Source organism: Pseudoduganella sp. HUAS MS19, assembly GCF_053615455.1.
In genome coordinates this window covers 3,717,122-3,735,471 of sequence record NZ_CM132133.1, presented here as the reverse complement: position 1 = coordinate 3,735,471, position 18,350 = coordinate 3,717,122, and the positions used below count along the sequence as shown (strand labels likewise).

At 64.1% G+C, this 18,350-nt stretch carries 10 protein-coding genes; 5 read left to right on the top strand and 5 right to left on the bottom strand.

Annotation, left to right across the window (positions count from 1 at the left end; translation table 11 throughout):
* The first annotated feature begins 113 nt into the window (after positions 1–113).
* From ACWBU6_RS16905 to ACWBU6_RS16895, 3 genes are all read left to right on the top strand, one after another.
* The gene (locus ACWBU6_RS16905; RefSeq protein WP_452644578.1) at positions 114–2,354 is read left to right on the top strand and encodes a glycoside hydrolase family 3 C-terminal domain-containing protein; all 2,241 of its coding nucleotides are present in this window, start codon (positions 114–116) and stop codon (positions 2,352–2,354) included.
* A 106-nt stretch (positions 2,355–2,460) separates the two neighbouring features.
* On the top strand, positions 2,461–3,681 hold the full coding sequence (locus ACWBU6_RS16900) for a helix-turn-helix domain-containing protein (protein ID WP_452644577.1): 1,221 nt from the start codon (positions 2,461–2,463) through the stop codon (positions 3,679–3,681).
* 359 nt (positions 3,682–4,040) lie between these two features.
* The gene (locus ACWBU6_RS16895) at positions 4,041–5,228 is read left to right on the top strand and encodes a XylR family transcriptional regulator (protein ID WP_452644576.1); all 1,188 of its coding nucleotides are present in this window, start codon (positions 4,041–4,043) and stop codon (positions 5,226–5,228) included.
* Between the two features lie 30 nt (positions 5,229–5,258).
* Here the strand turns inward: ACWBU6_RS16895 and ACWBU6_RS16890 are convergent, their stop codons facing one another.
* A complete protein-coding gene (locus ACWBU6_RS16890; protein ID WP_452644575.1) occupies positions 5,259–6,491 on the bottom strand; it encodes a glycoside hydrolase family 27 protein in 1,233 nt (410 codons plus the stop codon).
* Positions 6,492–6,722: 231 nt separating this feature from the next.
* On the opposite strand from ACWBU6_RS16890, the gene ACWBU6_RS16885 reads away from it, so the two are divergent.
* Positions 6,723–8,972 (top strand): glycoside hydrolase family 3 C-terminal domain-containing protein, encoded by a 2,250-nt coding sequence (locus ACWBU6_RS16885; protein ID WP_452644574.1) that lies wholly within the window; start codon positions 6,723–6,725, stop codon positions 8,970–8,972.
* A 60-nt stretch (positions 8,973–9,032) separates the two neighbouring features.
* Here the strand turns inward: ACWBU6_RS16885 and ACWBU6_RS16880 are convergent, their stop codons facing one another.
* Entirely contained in the window at positions 9,033–11,441 is a 2,409-nt protein-coding gene (locus ACWBU6_RS16880) for a dockerin (RefSeq protein ID WP_452644573.1), read from the bottom strand.
* 169 nt (positions 11,442–11,610) lie between these two features.
* The gene (locus ACWBU6_RS16875) at positions 11,611–13,287 is read right to left on the bottom strand and encodes a sodium:solute symporter family transporter (protein WP_452644572.1); all 1,677 of its coding nucleotides are present in this window, start codon (positions 13,285–13,287) and stop codon (positions 11,611–11,613) included.
* Between the two features lie 257 nt (positions 13,288–13,544).
* Here ACWBU6_RS16875 and ACWBU6_RS16870 point away from each other — a divergent pair, with 257 nt between their 5' ends.
* Positions 13,545–14,378 (top strand): aldose epimerase family protein, encoded by an 834-nt coding sequence (locus ACWBU6_RS16870; protein ID WP_452644571.1) that lies wholly within the window; start codon positions 13,545–13,547, stop codon positions 14,376–14,378.
* Here the strand turns inward: ACWBU6_RS16870 and ACWBU6_RS16865 are convergent.
* Positions 14,375–16,012, bottom strand: coding sequence for a family 43 glycosylhydrolase (locus ACWBU6_RS16865; protein WP_452644570.1), 1,638 nt, complete (start codon positions 16,010–16,012; stop codon positions 14,375–14,377). The genes ACWBU6_RS16870 and ACWBU6_RS16865 overlap by 4 nt on opposite strands.
* Positions 16,009–18,348, bottom strand: coding sequence for a glycoside hydrolase family 31 protein (locus tag ACWBU6_RS16860; protein WP_452644569.1), 2,340 nt, complete (start codon positions 18,346–18,348; stop codon positions 16,009–16,011). The genes ACWBU6_RS16865 and ACWBU6_RS16860 overlap by 4 nt, the downstream gene beginning before the upstream one ends.
* Positions 18,349–18,350: the final 2 nt, after the last annotated feature.

The following is an 18,350-nucleotide window of genomic DNA, read 5'->3' as shown; positions in this document are numbered from 1 at the left end:
GGCCGGCCAGTGCCGCCCGGAGTCCAGGCGCCGTTGTTGTAAGCTGTAGTCTCCTCTACCTTTTTCCGGTAGTTTTCGGGGCGGCCACGGCTGCCCCTTTTTTCGAGGAACCCATGAAATTGAAGAAAACGATCAGTCTCCTGTCTGCCGCTGTTGCCTTGTGCTGCGGACCTGCGCTGGCCGCGTCGGATGGCAAACCGTGGATGAATCCACAACTGGGCGCGGCGGAGCGTGCCGAACTGGTGATCAGGGAAATGACCCAGGATGAAAAGCTGAAGCTGGTATTTGGCTATTTCGGGATGGACAATGACGCCAAGAAGTACAAGCGTCCGCAGGAGTCGTACAACCAGTCGGCCGGATTTGTGTACGGCGTTGCGCGCCTGGGCATTCCGAACCTGTGGCTGACCGACGCCGGCGTCGGCGTGGCCAGCCAGGGCGGGCCCCATGTACGCGCGGCCACGGCGCTGCCGTCGGGCCTGAACACGGTGGCCACCTGGGACCCGCAAACCGCGTTTGCCGGCGGCGCGATGATTGGCGCGGAGGCGCGCGGCTATGGCTTCAACGTCCTGCTGGCCGGCGGCGTCAACCTGATGCGCGACCCGCGCAATGGCCGCAATTTCGAGTACGGCGGCGAAGATCCCTTATTGGCGGGCAAGATGGTTGGCGCCCAGATCAAGGGCGTGCAGTCGAGCCGTGTCGTGTCGACACTGAAGCACTTCGCGCTGAACGACCAGGAGACCGGCCGCACCACCCTGAATGTGAAGATCGACGACCGGTCGGCACGCATGTCGGACCTGCTGGCATTGCAGATCGCCAAGGAAGAGGGCAATCCCGGTTCCGTCATGTGCGCGTATAACCGCGTCAACGGCGTCTACGCCTGCGAGAGCAACTACCTGCTCAACGAGGTGTTGAAGAAGGACTGGGGTTTCAAGGGCTGGGTCATGTCGGACTGGGGCGCCACCCACAGCACCATCCCCGCTGCCAATGCCGGCCTGGACCAGCAATCGGGCATGCCTTTCGACCTGTCCGACTATTTCGGCCCGCCGTTGAAAGAAGCGGTACTGAACGGCTGGGTGCCGCAGGCGCGCCTGGACGATATGGCGCGACGCGTGCTGCACGCAATGTTCGAACACGGCGTGGTGGACCACCCTGTCGCACCGGAACCGGGCAAGATCGACTTCAAAGCCAATGGCACGGTGTCGCTGAAGGATGCGCAGGAGGGCATGGTCCTGCTGAAGAATGACGGCGCTGTCCTGCCGCTGGCGAAGTCCCTGCGGCGCGTGGCGGTGATTGGCGGCCATGCCGACAAGGGCGTGCTGGCGGGCGGCGGCTCTTCACTGGTGTATCCGGCCGGGGGCAATGCGGTGCCAGGCATGGAGCCGAAGACCTGGCCTGGGCCTATCATGTACTACCCGTCGGCGCCGCTGAAGGCCATCCAGCAGCGCTTGCCGGGCGCGCAGGTGAGTTTCGACGATGGCAGCGACAAGGCTGCCGCGGCCAGGCTGGCGCAGGAGAGCGACGTGGTGCTGGTCTTCGCCACCCAGTGGACCGGCGAGGCGTTCGATGTGCCCAACCTGTCGCTGCCCGGCAAGCAGGACGAATTGATCGCGGCGGTTAGCGCAGCCAACCCGAAGACCGTAGTGGTACTGGAAACGGGCGGCCCGGTGACCATGCCGTGGCTGTCGAAAGTGCCGGCCGTGCTGGAAGCCTGGTATCCGGGCACCAGCGGCGGCGAAGCGATCGCCAGCATCCTGTTCGGGGAAGTCAACCCGTCCGGCCACCTGCCGGCGACGTTCCCGGCGTCGGAAGCGCAGTTGCCGCGCCCCGTGCTGGATGGCTATCCCGAGGTGGCCGACAAGCGCTTTGACGTCGAATACCGCGAAGGCGCGGCCGTGGGCTACAAATGGTTCGACTCGAAAGGGTTGAAGCCGCTGTTCCCGTTCGGCCATGGCCTGTCGTACACCGATTTTGGCTTCTCGGGCCTGTCCGCCAGCGTGAAGAACGGCACCCTGCAGGCTTCGTTCACGGTAAGGAACACTGGCAAAGTGGCGGGTAAGGAGGTAGCCCAGGTCTACGTAGCGCCGCTGAAAGCCAGGTGGGAAGCGCCCAAGCGGCTGGCCGGTTTCCAGAAGGTCGACCTGGCGCCGGGAGGCGAGGCCCGGGCCACGGTCACGGTCGACCCGCGCCTGCTGGCCATGTACGACTCGGCCAGCAAGACCTGGAACGTCGCCAAGGGGGACTACAAGGTGACACTGGCGGCCGATGCCGCAGGCAGCCAGGCGGTCAGCACGGTGGTCCACCTGGAAGCTGCCAGCTATGACGTGAACGGCAAAGCGCTGCGCCGGGCGCGATGAAGGGGAGGGGGCACGATTGCTGCCCCTTTCACTCGTTGAACTGTTATGATGCAATAAGCAAGCCCGGCAAGAGGCTTCGCATACGGAGACAGTTCAACCATCTGGAATGATGCAAAAATTCTACAAGCAGGCCTTGCTGGCACTGATCGGCCTGGTGATCGCGGATGCATTGCTGGCGTTCTTCCTGATCTACCAAAGCTATTTGTCCATCCCCCTGTTGGCGGCGCGCGGGACCGGCCCGGGTTGGCATTACATGACCAACACCGACCAGACCATGGGCGGCACGTCAAGCGCCCGCATACCTGACCTGCAGCGCGAACAGCTGCGCTTCGACTTCAAGGTGACCAACGCCGGGCAATACCCCTTCGCTTCCGCCGGAATGGTGCTGCGCGACGCCGGGGGGCAGGTGGCTCACGCCGACTGGACCAGGTACAGCGAGATCTCGTTTCTGGCCAAATGCGCCCCCTCGAACTCGATGATCTTCGGCATTTCGACCTTCGACGACAACATTTCCCGGGTCGGCGAATTCCTGACATACCGTTCTCCCGGTACTTATTTTTCCTGCAATGCGAGGGGCGTCCCGGTATCGCTCGACCTGTCGCGGCTTGCGATTCCGGACTGGTGGTTCTATTCGGTCAAGCTGGACCTGTCGCACCAGGGCTATGAGCTGAAAAAGGTGTCGAAGATCGTGTTCGGGAGCAGCAGCCAAAGCCCGCAACACGTCGATTCCTATCTGGATATCAGCGAACTGACACTGCATGGCCGCGACTACCGATATATTGCAGCCCTGGTGGCCATCCTGCTGGCGAGCTGGCTGGCGTTCGCCTTGTGGTTCTTCCGGGCGCACGCGCAGGCACTGACCTCCAGCCTGAATTCGAAGATGAAGGAAGATTTGCCGCTGGTCGCCTATCGGGAATTGACACTCGAGCCATACAAGGATAAAGAAAAGGCCAGCGTGCTGCGCTATATCGCGACAAATTATACCAATCCCGAACTGGACCTGGAATGCGTGGTTTCAGCCACCGGAACCAATCGCAATAAAGTCAACGAAGTATTAAAAACCGAATTGGGGATGACTTTCACCAGTTATCTCAATAAATTGCGCCTGACCCAGGCCGCCAGGTTATTGTCGGAGAAAAGCTCGGCCACGGTTTCGGAGATCGCTTATTCGGTCGGTTATTCCAACGTTTCCTATTTCAATAAGCTGTTCAAGGAAGAATATGGCTGTACGCCAAAAGCCTTCCGCTCGCTGGCCAGCCAGCAAGATCTCCAAACCGCCCCCGCCTTGCCCGAGAGCCAGCCCTCCCAGCGTGTGGCAACCGAGTGACACGCTTGCACTCCCTGCACAACTAATCGCACTTCCTGCACATTGATAGAAATTCCTCCCGGCGCGCTACCGTGCCGGGAGGCGCCGTTGCTATGCTTGGTCCATGGCCAGGTGTCCTTTGCCAGCCATTCCATGCCGTCACCGGCGACCTTTTTTTGAATGCGAAGACCCGGGGGTGCCCAGGAGCCCACCCTGGCTAATTGGAGACATCATGAAAAAGATAATGTTCGGCATTAATGCCGGCAGTGTGCGACTGCCCGATTCCCTGCTCCCGATTGGCAAGGTGCGCCGAAAAGGCGGCGCGCCATCCAATGACGCTTCGTAGTATTCATCCGAAACCAGATTTGCGATTGGCGATTATGAATACTTCGAAAGCACACCGTATTGCCCTGTTATTTAATGCAAACAAGAGTTTCGACCGCGAAGTTATTTCCGGTATTGCGGCCTATCTTGGCAGCACGCGCGCGGCCTGGGATTTGTTTCTGGAGGAGGATTTTCGCCTGCGCCTGGCGGGCATTGAGGACTGGCAGGGCGATGGCATTATTGCCGACTTCGATGATCCGGCCGTGGCGGCAGCGTTGTCGCGCTGCAGTGTACCGGTAGTGGCGATTGGCGGCTCCTATGCCGACGAAGCGGAATATCCGCGCGGGGTGCCCTACGTGGCCACTGACAATTTCAAGCTGATCAAACTGGCGCGCGACCACCTGATCGATGTGGGCCTGCACCGCTTTGCCATGTTCAGCCTGCCCAAGGCCAGGGAAAACCGCTGGGCGCAGGAACGCGAAAATGCTTTCCGCACGCTGATGGAATCGGACAAAATGGATGCGGAAATCTTCCGCGGCTGCGAGACCAGCGCCTCGGCCTGGGACGAATCGGTGGAGGGGCAGATCGCCTGGCTGCGCAGCCTGCCCAAGCCGGTCGGCATCATCGCGGTAACGGACGCGCGGGCGCGCCAGTTGCTTCAGGCCTGCGTGATCGCAGGCATCGCGGTGCCGGAGCAAGTGGCGCTGATTGGCATCGACAACGACCCGCTGGTGCGCATGCTGACCCGTATTCCCCTCAGTTCCGTGATCCAGGGCGCGCAGGAGATGGGCCGCACGGCTGCCCACTTGCTGGACCAGATGCTGCACGGCGTGCGCTTGTCGAACACGCGCATCCTGATGCCGCCGTCCGGGATCAATGTGTTTGCATCGAGCCAGCACCAGGCGGTGCGGCATCCCCACGTGGCTCGCGCGCGGCATTTCATCCGCCAGTATGCCTGCCAGGGAATCAAGACCCATCAGGTGGCCGAATACGTTGGCGTGTCGCGCTCTTCGCTGGAAGCCTACTTCCGCCAGGAGCTGGGGTGCAGCGTGCACGACGTGATCCTGCAGTTCAAGCTCGATGCCGCCAAGGCCGGCCTGGAATGCGGGGAGCGCAGCATTGCCGACGTGGCGCTGGGCTGCGGGTTTACCTCGACCCAGTACATGCATCTGGTGTTCAAGCGTGAGCTGGGATGCACGCCAAGGGCATACCGCGACAGGGCAATGGCGCTGGACGCCGGATGATCGAAAGGGCCTGCGGGTCCTTGCTGCCAGCTAGCGTGGCGACAACCTCATCATCACGACATCGCGGGCCGGAATTGCCAGCTGCAGCGGCACTTCGGTTGTTCCCGCCATCCGTCCCGCCCACAGGTCGCGTACCTGGTAGACCGTCGTGGCAAAGTCGGCGTTGCGGCCGCTGAGGTCGTCGCCGATGGGGTGCTTGCGCCAGTCGTGGGTGATCTTTTTCGGTGCATCGGTGCGGTTGAGGATGGCGACCGCCCAGTCGCCGCCTGCCAATGGCTTGGCCCAATACTCGACGCCGCGCGCCTTGAAGAAGGCAAAGCCCTGGATGCCAAGCGGATCCTGGTCGACGGCGATGACCTCGCGATTGGCAAGAATTTGCCTGACATCGGCCGGCATGGCCGTTACGTCGGCGCCGAAGATCAGCGGCGCGGCAAGCATTGCCCACATGCTGAAGTGGGCGCGGTTCTCCCCGGCGGCCGGCAGCAGGCCCACTTCCAGCATGTCCGGATCGTTCCACTGGCCCGGTTTGGCATACTTGCGCAACGGTCCCTGCTTGTCGAGGATGTTCAGCACGCCAAGCGATGACCATGAACCATGCCCTTCTTCGCATTCCCAGCAGTGCGTGATGTCGCCGGTCGTGCGCCACAGGTGGCCGATGTCGGCGCCCCATTCCCAGGGCTGGTTGTCGCCCCATTCGCAGATCGAAAAGACCATCGGGCGCCCGGCGGCGCGGATCGCATCACGCATCGTCGCGTAGGCCTCGCGCGGATTGCGCTGCGCCTTGCCTTCGCCGGTGTGGCACCAGTCATACTTCAGGTAGTCGATCCCCCAGCGCGCATACTGCAGCGCATCCTGGTACTCGTGGCCCTGGCTGCCCGGCCGCTTCGCGCAGGTGAGGGCGCCGGCGTCGGAGTAGATACCGAGTTTCAGCCCCTTCTCGTGCACGTAATCGGCCAGCGCCTTGATGCCCGATGGGAAACGTACCGGGTCGGGCTGGATGAAGCCGTCCGCATCGCGCTGACCCTGCCAGCAGTCATCGAGGTTGATGTAGACGTAGCCTGCGTCGCGCAAGCCGTTGCCGGCGATGGCGTCGGCGGTATCGCGGATCAGCTTTTCGCTGATGTCGCATCCGAACTTGTTCCAGCTGTTCCAGCCCATTGGCGGGGTATCGGCGATGCCGGGGAATTTTTGCGCGCAGGCGGGCGACAGGACCAGCGACAGAAGGGTTGCGGCGGCAAGGCGCAGGCGATGGCGGGATTGCATAGCGATTCAGATGTGGGAACGGAACAAGCAGAATAAGGACTCTCGCCTGCCCGGACAAGCAGCACCCGGCATGCGCAGCTGGAAATGCAAAAAATCGTTGTCCTGACTGGCCGTTTTCGTAATTGCCGCGTTGTAGCCCAGCATTCCAGAATGCCTGCGGGCGCCTTAGGGCCTTCCCATTTTTCGGCCTTCGCCTCCCGTGCGGGTGGGGCGTTCAACACTGAGGAGCATATGAAACTGAAGAGAATTTTCCTTGCCGCTGCAGTATGTTGCGGTACCGTCCTGCTTGCGCACGGTGGTCCCACCTTGGCCAATCCGGCGTCCGGCGGGCAGCCATGGATGGATAGCCGCCTGGCGGCCGGGGAACGGGCCGCACTGGTTGTCCAGGCCATGACCATCGATGAAAAGCTCAAGCTGGTCTACGGTTACCTGGGCGCCGACCTGGAATGGAAAAAGTCCAGGCGTCCGGCCGAATCCCGTTTGCAGTCCGCCGGCTTCATTTACGGCGTGCCGCGCCTGGGCATCCCGCACCTGTGGCAAACCGATGCCGGGCTGGGCGTGGCCAGCCAGGCCGGGCCGGATGCCCGTCCCGCCACCGCGCTTCCTTCGGGGATGAATACGGCGGCTACCTGGGACCTGGATCTTGCCTACGGCGGCGGCGCCATGATCGGCGCCGAGGCGCGCGGCTTCGGCTTCAATGTGATGCTGGCGGGCGGCGTGAACCTGGTACGCGAACCGCGCAATGGCCGCAACTTCGAGTATGGCGGCGAGGACCCGCTGCTGGCGGGGAAGATGGTCGGCGCGCAAATCCGCGGCATCCAGTCGAACCATGTGATTTCCACCCTTAAGCACTTTGCGCTGAATGACCAGGAGTCGGGGCGCACGGCGCTGAATGTCAGGATCGGCGACCAGGCGGCGCGCATGTCGGATCTGCTGGCGCTGCAATTTGCCATGGAAGAGGGGAACCCGGGCGCCGTCATGTGTTCCTATAACCGCGTCAACGGCGTCCACGCCTGTGAGAACAGCTACCTGCTGACGGAAGTGCTGAAGCAGGACTGGGGCTTCAAGGGTTGGGTGATGTCGGACTGGGGCGCGGTGCACAGTACCATCCCGGCCGCCAATGCCGGGCTGGACCAGCAATCGGGCATGCCGTTCGACCTGGCCGACTACTTTGGCCCGCCGTTGAAGGAAGCCGTGCTCAATGGCTGGGTGCCGCAAGCGCGCCTGGACGACATGGCGCGCCGCGTGCTGCACGCGATGTTCGAGCATGGCGTGGTGGATCGCCCGGTCGAGCCGGCGCCGGAAAGCTTCGACCGCGAGGCGCACGCCGCCGTCTCACTGAAAGATGCGCAGGAAGGCATGGTGCTGCTGAAGAACAGCGGCGGCGCGCTGCCGCTCAAAAAGTCGCTGAAGCGCATCGCCGTCATTGGCGGGCATGCCGACAAGGGCGTGCTGGCCGGCGGCGGCTCCTCTCTCGTCACTGCGGAGGGCGGCAATGCCGTACCGGGACTTGAGCCGAAAAGCTGGCCGGGCCCTGTCATGTACTACGCTTCTTCGCCGCTGAAGGCGATCCGCGACCGTGTGCCGTCGGCCACCGTGGCATACCACGACGGCACGGACATAGCCGGGGCAGCCCGGTTGGCGCGCGGCAGCGACGTGGTGCTGGTGTTTGCCAACCAGTGGACGGCCGAAGCGCTCGACGTTCCCGGCTTGTCGCTGCCGGATAAACAGGACGCGCTGATTGCCGCAGTGGCGGCAGCGAACCCGAAAACTGTTGTGGTGCTGCAAACCGGCGGTCCGGTCACGATGCCGTGGCTGGCGCAAGTGCCGGCCGTGCTGGAAGCCTGGTACCCGGGCAGCAAGGGGGGCGAAGCGATCGCTGGTGTGCTGTTCGGCGAAGTCAATCCGTCCGGGCACCTGCCCGTTACCTTCCCGGCCTCGGCAGCGCAATTGCCACGCCCGGTGCTTGACGGTTATCCCGAAGTAAAGGATCGGCGCTTCGACGTCGATTACCATGAGGGCGCGGCGGTTGGCTACAAGTGGTTCGACCTGAAAGGGAAAAAGCCGCTGTTCCCGTTCGGCCATGGCCTGTCGTATTCCGAGTTCGCGCTGTCCGACCTGGCAGCGAGCGTCAAGGACGGCGTCCTGAGCGTATCGTTTGCGGTGAAGAACGTCGGCAAGGTGCCAGGCAAGGAAGTGGCGCAAGTCTATGTGGCCCCGCTCGGGGTGCGCTGGGAAGCGCCCAAACGCCTGGCTGGTTTCCAAAAGGTCGATGTGAAACCCGGTGCCAGCGCAAGGGCGGACGTTACGGTCGACCCGCGTCTGCTGGCGATGTATGACTCCCCATCGAAGACCTGGCAGGTGGCGGCAGGCGATTACAAGGTAGTCCTGGCGGCCGACGCTGCCGGCAGCCAGGCACTAAGCCAGGTCGTCCGCCTGCAGGCGGCCACCTATGACGTGCGTGGCAAGCGGCTGCGTTAAACCCTGGCCGCGGCGGACCGCCCGCTGTCCGGCGGGCGGCCTGTCCCCGGCCGTCCGCCCCTAGTTGGAGTAGAGCAGGCCGCGACCGGTGCCGGAGATGTAGATCCGGCCATAGGTGTTGTGGTCAGCCGCCATCACGCCGATGCCGCCAAACTGGTGGGCATCGTCGTTAAAGCGGGTCCAGGTCACGCCGGCGTCGTCGGAACGGTAAACTCCCCACACACCGTTGATCGTCCCCACCACGTAGATCGCCGCCGAGTACTTCGCGCCGTTGGCCGCCTTGCCCAGCGCGATCAGGCTCGCGCCCTGCGTGCCGGCACCACCGGCGAAGTGATTAAGCCTGGTCCAGTTCGCGCCCGCATCCACCGAGTGGTAGACGGTGTTGCCATCGGCCAGCCAGAGGTCGCCTTCGGCGTTGGGGTTGACCGCCATCGACGTGGTCCAGAAGGCGCTTGGCGCGAGGTTCGCCGCCACCGAGCCCTGGCTCAGGCTGAAGGTGTGGCCGCCGTCGTTCGAGACGTAGACCTTGCCCGGCGTGCCCCACGTTGCGCCGCCCGAATCGTAGGCATAAACCTTGTTCGGGTTCTTGCGGTCGGCGGCCAGGTGATAACCCCGGTCCCAGCCTTGCGCGACTGCGGGAAGTGCCGGCAGGTTGGTGGCGGTCCAGCTGGCGCCATTGTTGGTGGTGTAGGAAGGCACCGAGTTGGCTGGCGCCCAGATGATGCTGTTGCGGGCCGGGACCGCCACGCTGGCGGCGGAGCCGATGTTGGCCTGGGCGCCCGCCGGCAGGGTGGGGAAGTCGGACCAGGTCTTGCCGCCGTCGCCTGACCAGAAGCCGAAGCTGGCAGCACCGGACCAGCTGGCAACGCCGGCGCCGGCGATAAAGAGCGGGTCGGCCCACGCCATGTCGGCAGCGTTGCCGTTGCTCCAGTTGGTGGTGGGACCCAGGGTCGGCTTGGCGGTGACATCGGTCTGCAGCCAGGTGCCGATGTCGCCGGCGCTGTTGATGAACTTGTAGGGCGCTCCGGCTGGTGGCGTGACGATGGCCAGCGTGGCGGTTTCCTCGATATTGGCGATTGAGCCGTTCCAGCTTGGCGTGGCCGAAGAAGCGTTCTTGGTCTCGACGATGCCACCGCCGTGGACGTGCAGGATGTGGTCGCGGTTGAACGGATTGATCTCGACGTCGTCGACCCAGCCCGAGGCGGTTTCGCCGGGCATGGTCGCTTCGATCTCGCGCCAGTTCAGACCGGCGTCGTCCGACAGCTGCACGATCTGCTGGCCGCTCCAATTGCCCCAGGAGTTGGTCACGCCCAGCGCGATGCGGGTGGTGGCGCCGCTGCCATGGACCGATACGCCGCCAAGGCCGAAGTTGATGCCGCCCGCCGGGTCTTCACTCTTCAGCAAGGTCCAGCTGCTGCCGTCGAATCTGTAGAGGCGGCCAGGGCCGCCGGCGCCGGGACCCGCGTCCTTGGTGAATACGACATAGAACATGCCGTCTGCAGCACGCACCATGTGCGGGATGTGGTAGCCGCTAACAGGGGTTGTCACCGGCGTCCAGCTTGCGCCGCCGTCGCTGGACTTGTACAGGTTGGCGCCGAGGCCGGCCAGGCCGGCGTAGTCAGGGGCGACGGCCGCGTAAATGGTTTGGGTGGTCGTTCCGCTGCCCTTGGTGCCGGTGTCGTACACCACCAGTTCGACGCCCATCGCGCTGCCGCCGACGCCATTGACCTGGTCCTGGGTCATCTTGAGGGACGACAGTGCGGTGACCTGGGTCCAGGTCTTGCCCGAGTCGGCGCTTTTCCACAGGCCCGCGGTGCGCGAACCGTAGAACAGGGTCGAGGGCTTGTTCGGATCGACCATCAAGCGTTCGCCAATGGCCCGGCCGGAGTTGTTGCCACCCAGCGGGAAAGGCAGGTCGACGTGCGTCCAGTGGTCGCCACGGTCGCTGGAAATATACAGGCGCCCGTTGCCTTCGAACGTGTACATGCCGGTCGCCATGTAGACCAGTTGGTCGTTGTTCGGATCGAGGGCGATGCTCTCAACGCCGTGGTATTTGCTTTCCGCAGCGCCGAAGCCCAGGCCGTCGGTGATCGGGGTCCACGAAGAAGTGGCCGGATTCCAGCGATAGGCTCCGCCAATGTCGGTGCGCGCGTACAGCAGGTTTGCAGTGGACGGGTGGAAGATCAGGCCACTGACGTAGCCGCCGCCGCCCCATTTAACGCTGCTCCAGGTGGTGGCTTTGCTGGCCGGCGCGCCGCTGCCCGGATCGGGCGCGGTGCCGGTGTCGCCGGGGGCGCTGCCACCCGGGCCAGGCACGCTGCCGGTGCCGCCGCTGCTGCCGGTGCCCGGCGTGGCCCCGGCGCCATTCGTGGCGGGGGCACTGCCCGTGCCTCCCGAGCCGCCACCGCAGCCCGCGGCGAGGCTGGCGATGATCGCAAGGACGATCGTCCGCATTTTGTATTTATTCATATGGTCCCTTCCAAAGTGTGAATTTGCCGCGTAGCGCAGTGCATTGTGCAAGGGACTGCAGGCGCTGGCAATTGTCAAGACCGCCAAGTCGCTGAATGAAATTGCGCAATGCCGGAAAAGAAAAAAGGGCCTGGCGGCCCTTTGCTCGAGCGCGGAACTGCGCTTGCGGCTACCAGAGCGAGCCGTAGATGGCTGCCAGTGCCACGCCGATGACGGCCGATCCGACGGTGAAGGCGCCATCGACGCGGAACATGCTCGTGTCCACGTGCAGGTGCTTGGCGGCACCCGCGCGCCGCGCCTCGGCCAGCTTGCTGATCAGGACCATGCCTGCGATCACGCACCAGAACACGATGAACATACGGTCCAGGAATGGAATCTCGGCAACACCGGCCTCGGTCACCTTGGCAAAACCGATCGGCAGCAGGAAGGACAAATCCATCATGGTCGGCAGGAACTTGAGAACGATGGAGCCGGCCAGGCCGCCGACGGTGGCGAACATGGCGGCGCCCGCCGTGGTCTTCTTCCAGAAGAAGCCCATCAGGAACATGGCCAGGATGCCGGGCGACACAAAGCCGGTGTACTCCTGGATGTACTGGAAACCGCCTTTCTTGTCGATGCCCAGCATTGGCGCGATGAGCACGGCCAGCGCCATCGACACCACCACGCTGACGCGGCCAATCCATACCATGCGCTGCTCGGTGGCTTGCTTGTTGAAGTTCTTGTTGTAGATGTCGAGGGTGAAGATGGTGGCAATGCTGTTGGCCTTGCCGGCCAGCGATGCCACCACGGCCGCGGTCAGGGCCGCGAAGGCAACGCCTTTCAGGCCCGATGGCAACAGGTTGAGCAGGACTGGATAGGCGCGGTCCGGATTCAGTTCGCCGCCCTGGCGCATGGCGTCGCCCAGCGCTCCCGATTTGTCCAGCGCGTAGGCGGCAATACCGGGCAGCACCACGATCACCGGCATCAGCAGCTTGAGGAAGGCGGCAAACAGCAGGCCTTTGCGGGCGGTCGGCAAGTCGGCGCCCAGCGCTCGCTGGGTGATGTACTGGTTGCAGCCCCAGTAGTTCAGGTTCACGATCCACATGCCGCCCAGCAGCACAGACAGGCCGGGCAGGTCCATGTAGTTCGGGTCGTCGCGCTTCAGCACCATGTCGAAGTGGCCGCGTGCCGCGCCGAACAGTTCGGACAGGCCGTGCAGCGCGCCTTCCTTGCCGGCCAGGCCGGCCACCAGGTCGAGCGCCAGCCAGGTCGTGACCAGGCCGCCGACCACCAGGCAGGCCACCTGCACCACGTCGGTGTAGCCGATCACCTTCATGCCGCCCAGGGTGATGACGGCGGCGAATACGGCCAGGAACAGCATGCAGGGCAGCAGGGCGATGCCGGACAGGCTGGAAATGGCCAGGGCGCCCAGGTACAGGATGGAGGTCAGGTTGACCACCACGTACAGCCCAAGCCAGAACAGCGCCATCGTGGTGGCGACAGCCTTGCCGTAGCGCTGTTCAAGGAACTGTGGCATCGTATAGATGCGGTTCTTCAGGTACACCGGCATGAAGAACACGGCCACGATGACCAGCGTAGCTGCCGCCATCAGTTCGTAGACGGCGATGGCCATGCCGATCTTGTAGCCGGAGCCGCTCATGCCAATGAACTGCTCGGCGGAGATGTTGGACGCAATCAGCGAGGCGCCGATGGCCCACCAGGTCAGCGAACCTTCGGCCAGGAAGTAGTCATGCGAAGCCTGGCCGGTATTGCTTTGCTTGCGGCGGTAGATCCAGATACCGTAGCCGGCCACGGCGATGAAGTAAATCAGGAAGACAAACAAGTCCAGGGTTGAAAAGGTACTCATGCGGTGCTCACAATATGGGTTGTCTCTGGGCGCGAACGCGTGGGCTTGCGCGGCGCCCTGTTATTGAAGTTGGCCGGTATTGGCCGGCTGAATCTGCTGCGCTTGCATTATTGCCCAATCCGGGCCCGCGAAAAGCCCTTTGCCGGGCAGTTCGCCAGAATCGTTGGACGGCTTGGTGATTTTAGTAATTGAATCGCCCTACGCCGGATTGCAGAATGGCATGGTGCCAAAGTGTGCACAGGGAGCCCGATCTTTTAATGATGACGAAACATTTTTCCGGCGCAGCGCCAGAGGCGGACGAATACCGCTTATTTACACTCAGGAACGCCAGCGATATGGTGGTGACGGTCAGCGAATGCGGCGCCGCCTTGTGCGGCTGGCGTGCGCCGGACCGCTACGGGCGGATGGGCGATGTCCTGCTGGCGCCCGCACGCAGCCCAAAACCGGCACTGTGGCAGGGGCGCCACGCCGACGGCGGAGTGCAGCTGTTGCGGATGGATGCCGGCGATGCCATGGCCCAGCTGGCAAAGTACCGCCTGGACGACGATGGCAGCCTGACCGTGGAGCATGAAGTGGTAGCCATGGCCCTGACCCAGCTCGAAACGGCGTTCAATCCCAGTTTCAACCTGAACGGAGGCCTGGCCGACGTCGGCGACCATATGGTGCAGATCGACGCCGACTATTTTGTCGAATCGGATGCCGATGGCCTCCCAGCGGGGGTGGCCGCGGTGGCCGGCACGGCCTTCGATTTCCGGCAGCCGGCGCCGATCGGCGCGCGCCTGCGCTGGCCCGATAGCCAGCTTCGCGGGCGGGATGGATTCGATCACTGCCTTTTCGTGCGCGACCATTTTGCCGGCGGGCAGGGCCCGCTGCGCAAGGTTGCCCGCGTGGTCGATCCCGGATCGGGACGTTGCCTGCAGGTGTATACCACCGAAGCGGCAGTGCAGTTTTGCGCCGGGGCCCAGGCCGGCTTCACGCTGGAGGCAAGGGCGCGGCCGGAACTGGCAAGCGCTGCCTGGCCGCACATGATGATCCTGCCCGGCCAGGTATACCGGCAGACCTCGGTCTACCGGCTTTCGCTGGAGGCCTAGGCCGGCTTCAGGCCGCGGTAGGCAAAGCGCCGCGCCCTGACTTCGCCGCTGCCGGCGCTGTAGATGCCGACCTTCAGGCTCATGAAACCGCCGAAAACATTGTGATGGAAGCCTGAAACTTCCATCTGCCACGGATGCTTGATCCAGGCCACGCCATCGCGCGAATAGTGGAAGGTTACGATGTTGCCGCGGTTCGCAAGCCGGATGTGGATGGTTCCGGCTGCGATTTGCTCGCGCATCCAACCTTGCTCTTCGCTGCAGTGGTAGGTGAACATCTGCGTCGGGCTGAATCCGATGCCGCAGAAGCCGCGCTGGCTGTAATACAGCAGCAAGCCGCCTTGAGCCCCTTCCGAAATGTCCAGCACTACCGAGGCCTCGTAATCGCGGTCGCCGACGATGCAGGTAAGCGGCGAGCAGTCGGCAGGCGAGTTGCCCTTACCCTTGATGGACAGGCCCTGTCCGTCGTAGCGGGCACGCTGCATCTCGTCGGGGCCGGGGGCAAAGAAGCTCCACTGCACGCCGAATCGGTTGACCGAGAAGTCGTCCGACAGCGCCTGGCCGGCGGCGGAGGGGCGGCCGCCCGTGGGCTTGCGCAGGGCGTTGGACAGTGTTCCCCCGCGCGGATGGAACCAGCCGTCGCTGGTCCATTCAACCGGTTCCAGCAAGGCCTGGCGCCCCAGCGTACGAAAGCCGTTTTCGTAGCCGTGGTACACCATCCACCAGTCGCCGCCCGGCCCTTCGAATACCGTGGCGTGGCCGCGCGACCACCAAGGTTCGTCCGCGCTGCGGGTGCGCACGATCGGATTGGCGGGGCAGTCCACCCAGGGGCCATGGATGGAGCGCGAACGCGCCACGGTCACCATATGGCTGGTGGGCGGGCCGGAGGTGCCGCCGACGGCGGTCACCAGGTAAAACCATTCTCCGCGCCGGAATATCTTGGGTCCTTCGGGCGCGAACATCTCGACCACCCAGTCTTCCGGATAGCGCCACGGATGGTAGACGTGTTGCAGCGGGCCGGCGGTCGACAGGCCGTCGTCGGACAGGGCGACGCGGCGCACGCCGTTGAAGAACAGGTAGCGCTTGCCGTCCTCGCCGACGGCGTGGCCGGGATCGATGCAGCCTGGCAGCCGGAGGTCAACCGGATCGCTCCACGGGCCACGGATATTGTCGGCGTGGATGACGTAGATCGAGTCGCCGGCCGGAATGTACAGGAAGTAGCGGCCCTGATGCTTGGCCAGGTCCATTGCCCAGACGTTGCCGATCGGCTTGGTCAGCGCGGCGCCCAGCGGCGCCCAATTGACCAGGTCGCGCGAGTGCCAAATCACGGCGCCCGGGTAGGACAGGAAGGAAGAGAACGTCATGTAGTAATCGTCGCCGTCCTTCAGGATGGTGGGGTCGGCATGGTCGCCCGGCACGATCGGGTTGACGAACATGCCATTGCCAAGGTCGGCCTTGCGCTGGCCCTCGATGCCGTAGCCGGGTTGTAGCGCGCCCGGCTGGCATGCCGGCGCGCCGGCAGCGGCGGCGCCGGCCAGCGGCGCCAGGGGAACTGCCGCGGCGCCGGCTCCAGCCAGTGCGAGCCTGAGCAGGCCGCGGCGGCGTGTTGGATCGGACGGTGTGCTTGCGCGCCTCATTTGCCCACCACCCTGGTGATGCCAGGCGCCTTGCGCGACAAGTCGCTGTCGCCGCTGACGGTCAGGCGGCCGGCGCTGTTATCCCATCTCAGCTTTGCCTGCGCGGCCTTGCCATTCTCGTAGTCGTAGGAAACGCCATCGTCGTCATACAGTGCGAATTCACCATCCCGGCCCGGATAAACCTTGATCTCGGCAATCGCCTGCTTGCTGGCGGTCGACTGGATATCGGCGCCCAATGGAATAATGGAACCAGCACGAACGAAGAGCGGGATCTGGTCGATTGGTGCGGCCACCTTGACCCAGCGGCCACCTGCCATCTTTTCGTTGGTCCAGAAGTTGTACCAGTCGCTGCCGGCCGGCAGGTAGACCTCCTTTTCGGTCTGCCCCTGTTCCGTCACCGGCGCCACCAGGAAGGCGGGGCCGAACATGTACTGGGTGCCGATGTTGGCCACGTTCTGATCCAGCGGGAAGTCCATCCACAGCGGGCGCATGAAAGGTGCGCCATTGTCCCAGGTCGATTTTGCCTGGCTGTAGATGTAGGGAATCAGCTGGTAGCGCAGGCGGTTGTAGCGCGCCATGATGCTCTCGGCGTGCTGGCCGAAGGCCCAGATCTCGGCGTGCTTGCGGTCGCCGTGCAGGCGCAGCGTTGGCAGGAAAGTGCCGTACTGGAACCAGCGCGTGAGCAGCTCCGGATAGTCGTGGTTCTGGCCGACGGTTTCCTCCGCCCCGCGCGGGTCGACCAGCGGCTGCCGGCTGGCCCGGGTCGATTGCGGCAGCCATTGCCAGCCGCCGATATCGTTGCCCCAGTAGGCGATGCCGGAAGCGGTCATGTTCAGCCCTGTCGGCACCTGGCGCGCCAGCGCTTCCCACGAGGGATGGATGTCGGATGACCAGAACAGGGCACCGGTGCGCTGGGAACCGAGGTAGGCTGCGCGCGACAGGATCATGGCGCGCTTGTTCGGTTTCCAGGCGCGCATGCCCTGCTGTACGCCTTCGGTATGAACCAGGGGGAAGAGGTTGCGGTAGCGGTCGCCCGAGCCGATCGAGTAGAAGTAGCCATCGGGCACAAGGTCCGGTTCGGTCTCGTCCAGCCAGGGGTAGTCGAAGCCTTGCGCCAGGATGTTGTCGCGCATGCGCTCCCAGAACCATTGCCGCGCGGCCGGGTTGGTGGAATCGATCAGGGCGCCGACCCGGTCGGAGCGGAAGGGCAGGCCATCGACAGTCTTGCCGTCCTTGTCCTTCAGGAAGTAACCCTTGGCATCGAGTTCGTTGAAATAGCGGCCGGAGGTTTCAAAGCGGGGCCAGACCGAGACGATCGACTGCATGCCCAGGTCGTGCAGCTCCTTGTTCATGGCGGCGGGGGCCGGGAACTGCGCCGGGTCGATATCGAGCTGGCCCATGCGGGTCCAGTGGAACCAGTCCAGCACCATGATATCGAGCGGATACTTCTTCTGGCGGTAGGTATTGGCCACGCGCAGGATCTCCTGCTGGCTTTCGTAGCGCGCCTTGGACTGGATCAGGCCGAAGGCAGCCTTGGGCGGAATCGGGGTCTTGCCCGTGACGCGCGCGTAGCCCGAATAGATTTCCTCGGGCGTGCTGCCGGTAATGACAAAGAAGCTGACGCGCTCGCCCACGTTGGACTGGAAGGCGGTACGGCCGTTGACCCCGGCGATGAAGCGCGTGGCGGAAGGGTTGTCCCAGACAATGCCATAGCCCTTGGAAGAGACCATGAACGGCACGCAGACCGATTCGCCGGCCGGCGCATCGTACCAGTGCTTGCAGTCGAGGATACGGCCGCGCAGGGAGAGCGGGCCGGTCGATTCCTGGTTCTGCCCCATGCCGTAGTAGTGTTCGTCCGCCGGCGCGCTGAAGCTGGCGCCGGCCTGGTAGGTCTTTTCGCCGGCGACGGTGTGCGGCGACAGTTCCCAGCCAGTCATGTCCAGCACCAGCTCGCCCTTGGCATTGCGCACCTGCAGCCCGACAGGCGCCAGCTGCGGTGCGAAGTACTTTTCCATCTGGCTTGGCACGCGCGGCTGCGGTGCCGGCGCCACCCGCAGGTTCAGTGCCGAGGATGCAAAGCTGTCGCCTTCCTTGCCGCTGGTGTGGCGGAAGGCGGCGTTGTCGGCATTCTTTGGCAGGATGCCGTGGCCGGGGCCCTTCAGCGCTTCGGCCTTGTCGGCCGCAATCGTGATGTGGACCACGTTTGGCCCGTAGGCTTCGACCGATACCCAGGCGCCGTTCCGGTCCAGGGTGGCGATTGGCGTTGCGTGGACGGCAGCCAGGCCGGTCATGGACACCGCAGCGGCCAGGGCGCTGCGCTTGCATTGCACATTCATCA